General features: G+C 70.3%; 13 protein-coding genes and 1 pseudogene. 8 read left to right on the top strand and 6 right to left on the bottom strand.

Annotated features, from left to right (window positions below; genetic code table 11):
• Positions 1 to 77 precede the first annotated feature (77 nt).
• Positions 78 to 1,043: an EamA family transporter gene (locus ABD329_RS01785; protein WP_246618140.1), complete on the bottom strand. Its 966-nt coding sequence runs from the start codon at positions 1,041 to 1,043 to the stop codon at positions 78 to 80.
• An 84-nt stretch (positions 1,044 to 1,127) separates the two neighbouring features.
• Here ABD329_RS01785 and ABD329_RS01780 point away from each other — a divergent pair, with 84 nt between their 5' ends.
• From ABD329_RS01780 to ABD329_RS01755, 6 genes are all read left to right on the top strand, one after another.
• Entirely contained in the window at positions 1,128 to 2,027 is a 900-nt protein-coding gene (locus tag ABD329_RS01780; protein ID WP_198275170.1) for a LysR family transcriptional regulator, read from the top strand.
• A 194-nt stretch (positions 2,028 to 2,221) separates the two neighbouring features.
• The gene (locus tag ABD329_RS01775) at positions 2,222 to 2,977 is read left to right on the top strand and encodes a (5-formylfuran-3-yl)methyl phosphate synthase (RefSeq protein ID WP_198275171.1); all 756 of its coding nucleotides are present in this window, start codon (positions 2,222 to 2,224) and stop codon (positions 2,975 to 2,977) included.
• A 100-nt stretch (positions 2,978 to 3,077) separates the two neighbouring features.
• Complete coding sequence (locus ABD329_RS01770) at positions 3,078 to 4,196, top strand: NAD(P)-dependent alcohol dehydrogenase (RefSeq protein ID WP_198275172.1); 1,119 nt, start codon at positions 3,078 to 3,080, stop codon at positions 4,194 to 4,196.
• Positions 4,193 to 5,113 (top strand): class I SAM-dependent methyltransferase, encoded by a 921-nt coding sequence (locus ABD329_RS01765; RefSeq protein WP_198275173.1) that lies wholly within the window; start codon positions 4,193 to 4,195, stop codon positions 5,111 to 5,113. The genes ABD329_RS01770 and ABD329_RS01765 overlap by 4 nt, the downstream gene beginning before the upstream one ends.
• Before the next feature lie 29 nt (positions 5,114 to 5,142).
• Positions 5,143 to 6,258 carry an AI-2E family transporter gene (locus ABD329_RS01760; RefSeq protein ID WP_198275174.1) on the top strand — a complete coding sequence of 372 codons (1,116 nt, stop codon included), beginning with the start codon at positions 5,143 to 5,145 and terminating at the stop codon, positions 6,256 to 6,258.
• A gap of 76 nt (positions 6,259 to 6,334) precedes the next feature.
• A complete protein-coding gene (locus tag ABD329_RS01755; protein WP_198275175.1) occupies positions 6,335 to 6,574 on the top strand; it encodes a DUF6411 family protein in 240 nt (79 codons plus the stop codon).
• A 159-nt stretch (positions 6,575 to 6,733) separates the two neighbouring features.
• Here ABD329_RS01755 and lacZ read toward each other — a convergent pair whose 3' ends face one another.
• From lacZ to ABD329_RS01735, 4 genes are all read right to left on the bottom strand, one after another.
• Complete coding sequence (gene lacZ, locus ABD329_RS01750; protein WP_198275176.1) at positions 6,734 to 9,898, bottom strand: beta-galactosidase, LacZ type; 3,165 nt, start codon at positions 9,896 to 9,898, stop codon at positions 6,734 to 6,736.
• Between the two features lie 185 nt (positions 9,899 to 10,083).
• On the bottom strand, positions 10,084 to 10,524 hold the full coding sequence (locus tag ABD329_RS01745; protein WP_198275177.1) for a hypothetical protein: 441 nt from the start codon (positions 10,522 to 10,524) through the stop codon (positions 10,084 to 10,086).
• A gap of 58 nt (positions 10,525 to 10,582) precedes the next feature.
• Positions 10,583 to 10,813: a hypothetical protein gene (locus ABD329_RS01740; RefSeq protein ID WP_198275178.1), complete on the bottom strand. Its 231-nt coding sequence runs from the start codon at positions 10,811 to 10,813 to the stop codon at positions 10,583 to 10,585.
• An 80-nt stretch (positions 10,814 to 10,893) separates the two neighbouring features.
• Positions 10,894 to 12,015, bottom strand: a complete 1,122-nt coding sequence (locus ABD329_RS01735) for an FAD-dependent monooxygenase (RefSeq protein WP_198275179.1) — start codon at positions 12,013 to 12,015, stop codon at positions 10,894 to 10,896.
• 170 nt (positions 12,016 to 12,185) lie between these two features.
• Here ABD329_RS01735 and ABD329_RS01730 point away from each other — a divergent pair, with 170 nt between their 5' ends.
• Positions 12,186 to 12,521 carry an ArsR/SmtB family transcription factor gene (locus ABD329_RS01730; protein WP_198275180.1) on the top strand — a complete coding sequence of 112 codons (336 nt, stop codon included), beginning with the start codon at positions 12,186 to 12,188 and terminating at the stop codon, positions 12,519 to 12,521.
• Between the two features lie 6 nt (positions 12,522 to 12,527).
• Positions 12,528 to 12,905 (top strand): annotated as a pseudogene (locus ABD329_RS01725) (transposase family protein); the annotation flags it as partial.
• A 259-nt stretch (positions 12,906 to 13,164) separates the two neighbouring features.
• On the opposite strand, the gene ABD329_RS01720 reads toward ABD329_RS01725, so the two are convergent.
• A complete protein-coding gene (locus ABD329_RS01720; protein WP_198275181.1) occupies positions 13,165 to 14,313 on the bottom strand; it encodes a serine hydrolase domain-containing protein in 1,149 nt (382 codons plus the stop codon).
• Positions 14,314 to 14,603 lie beyond the last annotated feature (290 nt).

The following is a 14,603-nucleotide window of genomic DNA, read 5'->3' as shown; positions in this document are numbered from 1 at the left end:
CCCTCCAAGCGAAGCGTGAGATCTTCAGCGTGCTGTCCCCGGCGACAGCAGGACCTCTATCGGCCGGTTGCGACACGTCAGCTTGCCACGTTCGATGACACCTGATCGCGTCGTACGGGCTCCCGGCCGGGCTCATACCGGGAAGCCGGTGCCTCTTTGGAGGATGCCGGGGGACGGACACCGGCACGGGTGGCGCCGACGCTGGCCACGACCACGAGAACCAGGCCGAGTGTCGCGGCCGTACCGGGACGCTGGCCGAGGACGAGCAGACCGACCATGAGGGCGATGGCGGGCTCGAGGCTCATCAGCGTGCCGAACGCGGACGTGGTCAGATGCCGCAGGGCGAGGAACTCGAGGGCGAAGGGGATGACGGGGCTGAGCACCGCCAGAGCCAGCATGGTCCACAGCGGTGCCCAGGTGAGGCGGTCGGCGAGGTCCGGGGCGGCGATGGCCAGCCCCGCCACCGCGGCGACCGGCATGGAGACGGCCAGTCCTTTCAGGCCGGTGACACGATCACCGACCCGTTGGGTCAGCAGAATGTACGCGGCCCAGCATCCCGCGGCGAGCAGCGCGCTCCCCACCCCCAGGAGGTCGGCGCCGCCGTGCCAGGGCTCGGTCAGCAGCACGACGCCCGTCGCCGCCGCGGCCGCCCAGATCAGGCGTCCCTTCCTCGGCCCGAAGAGGGAGACCGTGAGCGGTCCCAGGAATTCCAGCGCGCTCGCCGTTCCCAGCGGGAGACGGGCGATCGCCTGCATGAAGAAGACCATCATTCCGGCGGTCACGAGACCGAGCACCATGCAGGCGAGAAGATCCCGGGAGCTGAAATCACTCGGCCGGGGGCGGATGGCGACCAGCAGGATCAGCCCCGCCCAGCCCAGGCGCAGCCCCGCGGTCCCCAGCGCGCCGAGCTGTCCGAACAACGGAACCGTCAGAGCCGATCCGAGCTGCACGGTACACATCGCGGTGGCGGCCATGAGGAAACCGCCGCCGGCATGGCGCGAGTGGCGGGAAGGAAGAGCCTCGGGCGGTTCGGGAGCGTTCATGGGCTCCAGTAGAGAGCCTTGACACCGTTCACGTCCACGTGCCGATCCCGAATGATTCGTTCGGGATTCATGGACAATGGAGGGATGGAAACACGCCGCCTGCACATGCTGGCCGAGCTGGCCCGTCGAGGCTCGATGCGCGCCGTGGCCGAGGCCACCGGCACGACCACCTCGACCGTGTCCCAGCAGGTCGCCGCCTTGGCCCAGGAGATGGGCACGGCGCTGATCGAGCCGCATGGGCGCAGGGTCAGGCTCACACCGGCGGGCCGCCGGCTGGCGGAACACGCCGTGACGATCCTTGCGGCGGTCGAGGCCGCACAGCGGGACTTGAGCCCCGACGCCCCGCCGACCGGCACGGTGCGCGTGGCAGGCTTCGCCACGGCCATCCGAGCCCAACTGCTGCCCATCATCGGCAACTTGTCGGCGAGCCATCCTCAGCTCAGCATCCTGGTCCGTGAGCACGAACCCGCCGAGGCCCTCCAGTTGCTGGCGAACGACGAGGCCGACCTCGCGCTCATCTACGACTACAACCTGGCACCGGCCGAGCCGGACCCCGCGGTCGTGATCACCCCGCTGTGGACCGCCCCCTGGGGTCTGGGCATTCCCGACCACGCCGCCCGCCCCTCAGTACCGGGCGCCCCGGAGGTCTTCCGCTGGTTCCGCACGGCGGACTGGATCGGCAACTCGCGCAACCCCGGTGACGAGACCGTCATCCGGACGCTGGCCTCCATGGCCGGTTTCACCCCCCACCTCACCCACCAGGCGGACAGCCTCGACCTCGTACAGGGCATGATCGCGGCAGGAATGGGCGTAGGTCTGCTGCCGATGGGCACCTCCACGTTGCCCGGCGTCCGGCTGGTGCCGCTCACCGCGCCGGACGTTGCCTTGCGCGCCTTCGCCGTCGCCCGCCGGGGCCGCGACGGCTGGCCTCCGCTGGCCCTGCTGACCGACCTGATCATTCGGCAATCGGCGCAGAGCGCATAGTCTCCATCGCCGCACCGGCCACCGGCGTGGACGGCGCGCCGGGGGCGCGGAGAGTCATGACAACGCCCCGTCCGGACTCCGCGCGCCCTGCCGTGGGCCGCGGGACGCGGCAATGATGAACGGACCGCGCGTGATCCACACGACTCCGCATGGCTGCCCCGTGGGCAGGTGGTATGCGGTGGAAGGAAGCCACGTTGTTGCTTCTCATCTCCCCGGACAGCGTCGAGGAGGCCCTCGACTGCGCGAAGGCGGCGGAACACCTCGACATCGTCGACGTCAAGAAGCCCGACGAGGGCTCGCTCGGCGCGAACTTCCCCTGGGTCATCCGGCAGATCCGCGACACGGTCCCGGCGGACAAGCCGGTCTCCGCCACCGTGGGAGACGTCCCCTACAAGCCCGGCACAGTGGCCCAGGCGGCGCTGGGCGCGGCGGTCTCCGGAGCCACTTACATCAAGGTCGGCCTCTACGGATGCACGACGCCCGCACAGGCCATCGATGTCATGCGCGGGGCCGTCCGGGCGGTGAAGGACTACCGGCCGGACGCGTTCGTCGTCGCCTCCGGCTACGCCGACGCCCACCGCATCGGCTGCGTCAACCCGCTCGCGCTGCCCGACATCGCCCGCCGCTCCGGCTGTGACGCGGCCATGCTCGACACCGCGATCAAGGACGGGACACGGCTGTTCGACCACGTTCCGCCCGACCTCTGCGCGGAGTTCGTCCGGCAGGCCCATGAGGCCGGTCTGCGCGCCGCCCTCGCGGGCAGCGTCAAAGCCGCGGACCTCGCCGCCCTCACCCACATCGGCACCGACATCGTGGGGGTGCGCGGCGCCGTCTGCGAAGGCGGCGACCGCGACACCGGAAGGATCCAGCCGCGGCTGGTGGCGGCCTTCCGGGCGGAGATGGACCGGCACGCCCGGGAATCCGCGGCGTCCGTCGCCACCGCAAGCTGACCGCCGGTATGCCGACCAGCCCGTCCCCTCGCCTGCCCGGGACCCGTGGCGGATGCAATCTCAGCCCGTTCGTCGTACACCGTCCGGTCGAGGTGCGCGGATGAGGTTCGCCGCGGCGGTACTGCGCTCCTACGAGAGCCGGTTCACCCTCGAGGAGGTGATGCTGCACGCGGGGCCGGGCGACGGCGAGGTCCTGGTGAAGATCGCGGGCTGCGGGATGTGCCGGACCGATCTCGCGGTGCGGCGCTCGGCCGGCCGCTCACCACTGCCCGCGGTGCTCGGCCACGAAGGGGCCGGAGTCGTCGTGGAGACAGGCGGCCCGGACACCGGCCTGAGCACCGGCGACCACGTCGTGCTGAGCTTCGACTCCTGCGGACACTGCCGGAACTGCATGGGCGCGGCCCCCGCCTACTGCGACTCCTTCGCCACGCTCAATCTCTTCGGAGGACGCGAGGAACACGCGGCGCGGTTCACCGACGCGGACGGAGGCGCACTGGCCCCCCGCTGGTTCGGCCAGTCCTCCTTCGCCGAATACGCGATGGTCCCGGCCCGCAACGCCGTCCGGGTCGATCCCACGCTGCCCGTCGAACTCCTCGGCCCGCTCGGCTGCTCCTTCCTCACGGGCGCCGGAGCGGTCTTCCACTCCTTCGGTGCCGGCCCCGGCGACACCATCGCGGTCTACGGCGCCGGAGCGGTCGGCCTGGCCGCGGTGATGGCCGCCACCGCCGCCGGAGCCGTGACCGTGGCCGTCGACCGGCACCCCGAGCGGCTGGCCCTCGCCGAGCGGCTCCACGCAATCCCACTGCACGCCGCATCGGGCGACCTGCCCGCCCTGCCCGACCGCATCCGGCAACTGACCGACGGCGGCACACACTACGCACTGGACACCACGGGCTCCCCCCAGCTGATCAACAACGCCCTCCGCGCCCTGCGCCCGACCGGCCACCTCGGCCTCGTAGCACGCCTCCACACCCCACTGCCGCTCGAACCGGGGACCTTGGACCGGGGCCGGAGGATCTCCCACATCTGCGAAGGGGACGCGGTCCCCGGGCTGCTGATCCCGCGGCTGACCGGGCTCTGGCAGGCCGGGCGGTTCCCCTTCGACCAGCTGATCCGCACCTACCCCCTCGCCGACATCAACCAAGCCGAACGCGACTGCGACGCGGGCCGCGTGGTCAAACCCGTCCTGATTCCCGCGGGGCCAAGGGAGGACCCATGACCGACACTGCGCATCACAACACCGGTGTGGAAGGCGTGGAAGGGGGTGTCGGTCTGACCGCTCTCATGGTCGCCGCGGCCCGGGCGATCGAGACCCACCGCCACGACAGCCTGGCACAGGACGTCTACGCGGAACACTTCGTCCACGCCGCACCGGCCTCCGCGGACTGGCCGGTGCGCATACATGAGGTCGCGGACGGGGACGCGAACCCGCTGTGGGGGCGCTTCGCCCGCTACTTCGGCCTGCGGACCAGGGTCCTCGACGACTTCCTCCTCCAGTCGGTGCGGGCGGGAGGAGCACGCCAAGTGGTGCTGCTCGGGGCGGGGCTGGATTCACGGGCGTTCCGGCTCGACTGGCCTCCCGGCTGTGTGATCTTCGAGATCGACCGGGAAGGCGTGCTGGAGTTCAAGCACAAGGTGCTCGGCGGACTGCCGACCACCCCGAAAGCGGCCCGCGTACCGATCCCCCTCGACCTGCGCGCCGACTGGGCCGCGGCACTGACCGACGCGGGCTTCGACGCGGCCGCACCGACCGCCTGGCTCGCCGAAGGGCTGCTGTTCTACCTGCCCAACACCTCCGAGACGAATCTCATCCACACGGTGGACCGGCTGAGCGCGGGCGGAAGCACACTGGCGTTCGAGGTCAAACTCGACAAGGACTTGCTCGCATACCGCGACAGCCCCCTCTACACCGCGACGAAACACCAGATCGGCATCGACCTGCTCGACCTCTTCAGCCGGGAACCACGCCCCGACTCCGCGGGTGACCTCGCGGGCAAGGGCTGGACCACAACCGTCCGGACCCCCTTCGACTACACCCGCCGGCACGGACGCGGCCCGCGCCCCGAGCACAACGACGCACTGGCGGGCAACCGATGGGTGTTCGCCCACAAGCCCCGCCCCGGTCAGCTGCGATAGCACGGCACGAACGGGGTACCGGTGGGCGCATGCCTGCCACGTTGAATCCGACGAGAACCCGCGCCGCGCTCCGCCTGTCAGCGCGAATCTCCCTCGAGCTGCTTCTGATCCTCGCCATGGCGGCGGTGGTCCTATGGGCTCTGGGCCGGATGTGGCCGGTCCTCTGGCCACTTGTCCTCGGCCTGCTCCTCACGACCCTGACCTGGCCCCCGGCCCGCTTCTTGCGCGGGCGCGGGTGGCCTCCAGCGCTGGCCGCCTCGGTCGTGACCGTGCTGTTCCTCCTGGTCGCCACGGGTATCGTGGCGCTGATCGCCGTACCGGTGGCCTCCCAGTCCGGCGAACTGACCGACGGTGTCACCGAAGGCATCCACCAGGTACGCCAATGGGCCGCCGGTCCACCGCTGAACATCGGCGACGCCCAGATCGCGAAGGCCTCCGACACCGCGGCCGCCCGGCTCCAGAGCAGCACCGGCAGCATCGTCACCACGGTCGTCACCGGGGTGAGCACCGTGGTCGACGGCCTGATCACCACCGTCCTGGCGCTGTTGCTGATGTTCTTCTTCCTCAAGGACGGCCCACGGTTCCTGCCCTGGCTCACCCGCCAGCTGCCCGGCCGGCTCGCCACCGACATCCCCACCGTGGCCGCACGCGGCTGGGACACCCTCGGCGCCTTCGTGCGCTCCCAGGCGCTGGTCGGCCTGCTCGACGCCGTCCTCATCGGGCTCGGGCTGTGGGCCCTGGGAGTACCACTGGTGCTGCCCCTGGCGGTCCTGACCTTCATCTCCGCGTTCGTCCCCATCGTGGGAGCCCTGTTCGCGGGCGCGGTCGCGGTGCTCATCGCGCTGGTGTCCAACGGCTTCACGGACGCGCTGATCGCGCTGGCCATCATCGTCGTGGTGCAGCAGCTGGAGGGCAATGTGTTCCAGCCCATGATCCAGAGCCGCGGCCTCGGTCTCCACGCCGCGGTCATCCTGCTGGCGGTCACGCTGGGCAGCAGCCTCGCCGGAATCGTGGGCAGCCTGCTGGCCGTACCGGTCGCCGCGCTGATCTCCATGATCTGGAACTACCTGCGCGAACAACTCAGTAACCCACCACGAGGCGCAGAAGACGACGAGCAGCCCGCCAGTGGCACGGTCACGTCGTAGCCCCTCAGCCGCCGCGGCATGCGGCCGGAGCCGCGGGGTACCCGGCAGAAACACCTCACACTGGGAGTACTTCGCCATGATCTTCGCCATTGTTGGCATCTGTGTCGTCCTGGCCGTGCTGGCCTTCCTGGTCCCACGCCTGTCCCGGCACCCCGAACGCGGCACCCAACGCACTCTGGGCGCCGGATCACGCGTCGGCGGCAAGGCGCCCGGCCTCCTGGGACGGATCCTCAGCAAACCCTTCCGCAGCAGTTCCAAGGCAGTGGGCCGCAGCGGCTCCGCCGGGCGGCGTGCCCGGGGTCACATGCCGTTCTAGCAGGACTCCGTCAAGTGTGTCCCGGTCTTGGCGCGACCCCGCCGCCACGGCCGAGTTCGTCAACACCGCGACCCGGGGCCCGCCGCAGACCCCGCGCAGCGGGCCCGGTCGTGCTGGACGACCGGGCCCGGGGCGGCTGCTGAGAGCCGCATGGGTCCGTCAGGCGGAGGCGGGACGCAACCGGTAGGCGTAGCTGTAGGTGCGCCCGGAGTGCAACAGGTACTTCTCCAGCGGGGCCGCGCCCCAGGAGTCGATGCCGCCGACGCCCATCTGGCGGTGGTTGACGAGCAGGATCGTCTCGTCGCGACGCCTCAGCTGATACGGGTGCCTGGGGGCGTCCAGGTCCGACGGCGTGAAGTGCAGGGCGCTGGTCTCCAGCAGCGGCTCGCTCTCGGCGGGGTCGGCGACGACGGTCAGACCCTCGCCGGAGCGGTCGGTCAGCGACAGTCGGCGGACGTCCGTCTGGTTCCCCGTCTGCTGGGGCCGTACGTACGGGGCAACCTGCTGATCGACCGTGGAGCGCCACCGCCCCACGAACGCGGACGTCTTGCGGTCCTGGTAGTTCTCGTGGGGGCCGCGCCCGAACCACTCGAGCCGTTCGTGGCCCTCCGGCACGGTGAGCAGGGCGCCGACCACGGGCAGATCCGGCAGCCCGGCCGGGGCGTCGAGGGTGTGGCGCACCCGCACCTCACCGTCGGCCCGCACCCGGAACGCCGTGTTCCAGGTGGCGGTCCTGGGCGAGGTGGGCAGCGTGCAGGCGACGTCGACGACGACCTCGCCGGGCGCCGGCTGCGAGGCCGTCACGGAGGTCACCGTCCGCTTGCTTCCCGCGTCCCGCCAGGTCGCGGCCGTCTTCTGGAAACCGCGGCCGATGTCGTTGTCCGTGGGGCCTCGCCAGAAATTGGGCACGGGTCCCTCGGCGAGCAGGGCCCGTCCCTTCCAGGTGTACGTGGCCAGGGTTCCGGAGGACTTGGACACCACCACCTCCACCTCCGGGCCACTCACCGTGACCTCGGTCGCGGTCTCGGTGACCACCAGCCTGCCGGTCACCGGGGCCTCGCCGGGGGCCGGGGCGCGCCAGTCCAGCGCCAGTTGCTCGGCGGCGACCTCGTGCCCGGCCGGGGCCCAGCGGGTCCGCTCGCGCAGCAGGAAGGAGAGGTTCAGAAAGTACTCGCCCCCGGACTCGGAGGGCGAGGGTTTGCGGTACGGGATGCGTACGACGCCCTCCCTGCCGGGAGCCACGGCCGGGGCCGGAAGCGTGCCGTGCTGCACGGTCTCACCGTCCTGGGTCACGGACCAGCGCAGCGTGTAGGCGTCCAGGCCGCTGAAGAGATGCTTGTTGCGGACCTTCACGGTGCCCCCGGACCCGCCGGAGAGGTCGTCGGCCGCGATGCCCACCGGCTGGTAGCACTTCTTCAACTCGATCAGCCCGGGGTGGACCGACCGGTCCGCGGCCACCAGTCCGTTGCAGCAGAAATTGCCGTCCGTGGGATAGCCGGCGTGCCAGTCGCCACCGTAGGACAGATACGTGTGCCGGGAGTCGCCCGGCACCGGCAGTCTGATGGCCTGGTCGACCCAGTCCCAGACGAAGGCGCCGTGCAGGTTGGGATAGCGCTCGAAGACGTCCCAGTACTCCTGGAGGTTGCCGCCGCTGTTGCCCATCGAGTGGTTGTACTCGCACAGCACGAAGGGGGTCTGGTTGCCGGACCTGCCGTAGGACTCCACGCCTTCGGGGCTGGTGTACATCTCGCTGTGCAGGTCGGCGACGGAGTTCATGCCCTCGTAGTGCACCGGGCGCGAGGCGTCGCGGGCGTGCGCCCAGTCGGCCATGACCTTGAAGTTCGTTCCCTGCCCCGCCTCGTTGCCGAGCGACCAGACGACGACGCACGGATGGTTCTTGTCCCGTTCGACCATGGACCGCAGCCGATCCACACAGGCGTCGGTCCACTCCGGCAGGGAACCGGGCACCGTGTCCCGCACGCCGTGCGTCTCCAGGTTCGCCTCGTCGATGACGTACAGTCCGTACTCGTCACAGAGTTCCAACCAGCGCGGGTGGTTGGGGTAGTGCGAGGTGCGGACGGCGTTGATGTTGTGCTGCTTCATCAGGCGGATGTCCTCGATCATCCGCGCCTCGTCGACGGCCTGGCCCCGTTCGGGGTCGCTCTCGTGGCGGTTGGTGCCGCGGAACATCACCGGCTCGCCGTTGACGGTGAACCGTCCTGACCCGCACTCCACCTGCCGGAATCCGATCCGCGTGCTGTGGACGTCGGTCGTCCGGCCGCGTGCGTCGGTGAGCGTCACGACGAGCGTGTACAGGTTGGGGTCCTCGGCGGACCACAGCGCGGGAGCCCGCACATCGCCCTTCAGGGACGCCGAGCCGTCGCCCGCGTCACCCGAGAGGCGGACCACCCGGTGGCCTCGTGCATCGAAGAGGTCCGCCGCGACGCGGTGCCCCGCGGTGCCGTCCCCGCCACGGTTCCGCACGGTGACGCCGACGGTCAGCGCGGCGTCGCGGTAGGCGGCGTCCAGTTCGGTGTGGACGAACAGGTCCTGCACGTGGACCGGGGGGATCGAGTACAGGTAGACGTCCCGGAAGATCCCGGACAGGTCGATCATGTCCTGGTCCTCCAGCCAACTGCCGTCGGACCAGCGGTGGACTTCCACCGCGAGGACGTTGTGGCCCTTGCGCACATGCGGTGTGATGTCGAACTCGGCGGGCGTGTAGCTGTCCTCGCTGTAGCCCACCCGCTCACCGTTCACCCACACGAAGAACGCCGACTTCACCCCCTGGAACGACAGCAGGGTGCGCCGCCCCGACCAGTCGGCGGGCACGGTGAAGGTACGGCGATAGGAGCCGACCGGGTTGAAGTCCTCGGGCACCTGCGGGGGGTTCGGCGTCTCATAGCCGATCCACGGGTACTTGATGTTGAGGTAGATCGGCTCCGGGTAGCCCTCGATCTCCCAGTTGGAGGGCACCGGTATGCGGTTCCATCCACTGTCGTCGAAGTCCGGGGCCTGAAACCCGGTGGGCCGCCGGTCCGCGTTCCGCGACCATCGAAAGCGCCAGCTTCCGTTGAGCGAACGGTAGTACGGGGAATCCTGGAACCGTCCCCGCATCGCGTCGGCGGGGCCCGCGTACGGCACGAGGCGGGCTCGCGCCGCTTCACGGTTCACCTGGAAGATCCGCGGCGCGGCGTCCCACGGATCGCCGTCGGCGGCGAACGCCGACTTCTGGGCGTTGAAAGCGGCCCACCCCGCCAGGGCGCCCGCGGCGAGCACCGTACGACGGCGCGGATGGTTCGATCTGTTTCTCTCTGCGCTCATTCGCGACTCCGAACTCAAGGCATCAAGAAACGGCAGCATCGAACAGAAAGCCCCACGGCACAAGACCGTCGACGGTCTCCTGTCAGACGAGGCGGCGGGCGCCGCCGAGGCGGATTTCGGTGCGGCGGGGGGCAACAGCCGCGATGGCAGCTCACCGGAGACGGTGCTCACCGATGCCGGGGCCGTCACGGTGACGGTGCCTCCTCGGTGACGGTGCCTCCTCGACCGCGACGATCCTCACGCCCGCCGCCCGCCGTCGTGAGCTGCTCGAGCACGACCCCGCCGTGCCCGTGCACGATGCCCTTCGGCCGTCCCGTCGTGTCCGAGGAGAACGCCCACAGCGGGTGGTCGAACGGGACCGGTACGGGGGCCAGTTCGGGGTCGCGCCCGGTGAGCGCGGACCAGGAGAGGGCACCGGGCACCGCCCCTGCCGCGTCCCCCACGACGACGGTCGCCGTGAGGGTCGGCAGCGCGTCGCGCAGGGCGCGTACATCGGCCCGGCGGTCGATGTGCTTTCCGCCATGGAGACAGCCGGTCGCGGCGATCAGCACGGTCGGCCGGAGCTGCCACACGCCTCCCGGCAGCGCCACGGCCGCCAGCGCGGGCCCCGCCGGGCGCGCAGCCACAGCGCACCGCGCTGCCAGCGGGGACCCTCCCCCCACCTCATCCCGGCCGCGTACTCCTTCATGCCACCGCCCCCTGTATCGATACCGTCCGCGCCAGGTCGCGGGTGGCCTGCTCCAGTTCCGCCGTGTCGGTGGCCAGCGCGAGGGTGTAGCGGTCCGGACGGATGATCGCCGCGGCAGCCGAGTGGGCGGCCAGCCAGCGGTCGACGGCCGGACCGGTCTCCGGGACGACCACGGCGTGCAGCCGGCGCCACATCTGCCGCACGTCCGCGGACACGGCGGAGGTCACCCCCGGTTCCCCGACAACGGTGAAGCCGTATCCGCTCGTATCGTCCAGCCTCTCCCCCCTGGGGCCGCGCGGCTGCGGGCTCAGCTGATCCGTTTCGTGCGACCGACCGCGCGGCCCACGGCGTTGCGCACCGCGAGGCCGGGCCGGGTGCGGGGCACCATGAGCCTGGAGAGCAGACCGACGCGTCGCTGCCGCGGGCCTACCTCACGGCGGAGCCGCGACTCGTAGGCGGCGAAGGCGCGGGTGTGATCACCGGGATGGGCGGCGAGCTCTTCCGCGAGGGCGTACGCGCCCGCCATCGCCATGCTGGACCCGTCGCCCAGCAGGGCTGTCGCCGCCGCCGCGTCCCCGAGCAGTACGACCCGTCCCCGGGACCACGAGGGCATCCGGACGGTGGTCAGGGGGTCGAAGAACGGAGCCGGGTGGTCGAGGAACGCCGCCACGAGTTCCGGTGCCCGCCACCGCACGTCGGCGTAGGCGTCGGCCACGGTCTGCTTGTGAAGGGCGATGTTCTTGCGGTCGTGGGGCGCTAGCCGTGCGGCCCGGAAGGTGAAGATCGCGAGCGGAGTGGTCCGCGAGGGGTGGAGGACCAGCATCCGGTTCGGCGCGGTCAGCATCGTCATCTCGGTCGGGTCCTCGATGGCGTCGGGTTCCAGCGGGACGGTCGCGCCGTACAGGCCCAGGTCGCTCACGAACTGCCGCTCAGGGCCGAATACCAGGCGCCGTACGGTGGAGTGCATCCCGTCGGCACCGACTATCAAGTCGAAGCGCCGTGGCGCGGACCGCCGGAAGGTGACGTTCACCCCGCCTTCGTCCTGGTCGAGAGCGGTGACCGTGTCGTCGAACAAGAACTCGGCCTCGGTCTGCGCCGACCGGTGGAGCACCTCGGACAGGTCGGCTCGGGTCACCTCGACCGTCGGAGCCTTGTCCGAGGTGAGCGGGAGTCGCAGGATCCGCCTGCCGCCGGGGTCGAGCAGGGTCAGCGACCGATTGCGGGTGGCGAGCCCGCGGAGCTGCGGAAGGATGCCCATGCGGTCGGCGACCGGGATCGCGGGCCCCTTCACGACGATCGCGCTGCCACCGGAGCGCAGCTGCCGGGCGTGTTCGACGACCGTCGGCCGGTATCCATTGTGGGAGAGCCAGTATGCGAGTGCGGGCCCTGCGATTCCGGCGCCGACTATCAGCACCTCGGGCTTCTTCATGACGATGACCTCACGGAGTGTCAATGACCAGGTCCCCGGCGAGTGCCGGGCCGGGTCTCAGGGGGCGTCGACACCGGGCAGCGCAAGCGGGTCAAGGTACGATCAATTTCGTACCTCAGTGGAGCATATCTTTGAGGTACGATGCAAGTCGTACCTGAAGGGAGTGGCGCGTGGCCGGGATGAACCTGGTCGGCCCCGAGGCCGATGCGCTCGATCTGGGTGCGGTATTCCGCGCCCTCGCCGACGAGCACCGTCGTTCGGTGATGACGGAGTTGGCCGCCGACCGCAGCGACAGCGAGCGGGGCTGCAACTCGTTCAATCTTCCGATCTCGAAGCAGACCCAGACCCACCACTTCCGGGTCCTGCGCGAGGCAGGTCTCATTGACGAGATCGACTACGGCAACCGCAAGGGCATCCGACTGCGCCGCGCGGACATCGAGAGGAGATTCCCCGGGCTGCTCACGCTTCTGGGCGCAGAGTCCCCGGGCGGCAGTGCTCCTCGCTGAACACAGCTGAGCGCACCGGAAGGAGTCCGAGTCGGCCCTGAGCCCTCTGCGCTTCCTCGCCCGCGAGTTGACCGCACGTCGTCTTGCGCAAGGGACACGATGGCGTCGGCTGGCCACCGCCTACCGGTACATCGCCGAGGCCGTCGACATCCTGGTCGCTCTGGCTCCAGCCCTCGCCGAGACGGTGAGGACAGCCTCCGGCAAGGCGTTCGTGATCCTGGACGGCACGTTGCTGCCGATCGACCGAATCGTCGCCGACCGACCCTCCTACTCCGGGCAACATAAGAAGCACGGCATGAACGTGCAGGTGATCGCCGACCCGGCGGGACGGTTGCTGTGGGCCTCGCCCAAGGTCATGGCGCTCTTCACCAAGTGGGGTCCGCACATGCGCAATGAGGTACGCAAGATCGACGTACTCAACGAGAGAGACCCACCGGGCCTGAGACTCCGGCATCAAGGCCGGATCGCGTCGGCACCGCCGCAGACGTCCCAGCCCGGACATCGTGTCCTCTGAGAGCGTCGTCGACGATCTCACCATGCCACCGCACCGATCTTCAGGAGTCCACGCCTCCCGATGATCACGCGGTGGCCGTACCCGTTCCCAGCCGGGGCCGCGACAAGATCGCGAAACCAGACTGGAGCACTAGGAGCGGGTCCGGCACAGTTCCTGGTCCACGAGCGTGCTCATGGCGTGCTGGGTGTCCTTGTCGCCGTCACCGGTGACGTACACCACGGCGGTCCGGGTCCCGTCTCGGGTGACACCGCCCCAGGTGTGATAGCCGAGCAGCTCCCCCGGGTGACCGAAGTAGCTGCCGCCACAGGAGAGCGGGATCTCGCCCAGGCCGAGCCCGTACCTCACGCCCAGCTCGGGCGCGGGCGTGGTGGTCGTCATCTCGTCGAGCCGCGCCGGAGCCAGCAGACGGCCGCCGAGCAGTGCGGCGTAGAACCGGTTCAGGTCCTGCGTGGTGCTGATCATCGAGCCGGAGCCGACGGCCATACTCGGGTTGAGCGTCGTGACGTCAACGCTGGTGTCGGTGGCGAACGCGGCGTAGCCGTGGGCGTGCGGGCCGAGGATGAACGGGAAGGTGCCGGGCGTACTGGTCTCCCCCAGGCCCAGCGGGCGGATGATCCGGTCGTTCACCTCCTGTGCCCAGCTCCGGCCGGTGACCTTGTGGATGATCATGGCGGCGAGAATGTAGTTGGTGTTGGAGTACGACCAGTCGGCGCCCGGGGGGAAGTTGGGAGGGTGCCGCATCGCCAAGCCCACCAACTCCTCGGGGGCGTAGGTGCGGAACCGCTCGGCTCGATAGTCGTCCGCGCTGTTCATCGCGGGTATCTCCGGCGTGACGTCAGGGATGCCGCTGGTGTGTTGCAGCAGCTGCCGTACGGTGATCCGGCCACCGTCGTTGCCGTTGCCCCGGACCACTCCCGGCAGCCACCGCTCGACGGTGTCCTCCAGGGATATTCGCCCCTCGCCGACGAGTTGCAGCACGACCGTGGCGGTGAACGTCTTGGTGGCGCTGCCGATCCGGAACCTGCCGTTGTGCGGCATCGGCCTCCCGGTGCCCCTCTCGGCCGTCCCGGCGCGTGCGCTGTCGCGTGTGTGCGGCGATGTCACCTCGGCGAACACACCGGTGGCCCCGGTGCCGTAAACCGCGTCCACCCGCTGTTGGAGCGGATCGGCCCGCTGGGGTTTCGCCGACGCCGTCGGCCCGATCGATGCGGTGAGGAGGACCGTGGCCAGGCCGGCCAGGACAAGTGGGCCCCGCCGACGCGTTCCTGACACATGCATGGCGCTCCCTTTTCCGTTCGGGTCGCCTGCGCGGTCAGGGACCGCGCAGGCTGTGGCGCGCGGCGGTTTCCCCCCGGAGCCGGTGGTCGACGACCATCTCACCAGCGGAGCGGGGATCGGCCCATCCGGCTTTCCCCCGACGTGCCGACGCGCTGTCCTCAGGGCGGTGCCTGGGGTTACCCCTACCGGACCCGACCGCAGCCGTCGACGAGGCCGTCGTGCACGTTGCAGACCCGGAAGCGGATACCGCGCACGCTCGTATCGGCCAGCTGTCCCGGACAGTGGGGCCC

It is taken from the genome of Streptomyces javensis (genome assembly GCF_039525925.1).
GTDB classification, from domain to species: Bacteria; Actinomycetota; Actinomycetes; order Streptomycetales; family Streptomycetaceae; genus Streptomyces; species Streptomyces asiaticus.
The sequence above is the reverse complement of the archived record's forward strand: the minus strand, read 5'-3'. Positions and strand labels throughout refer to the sequence as shown.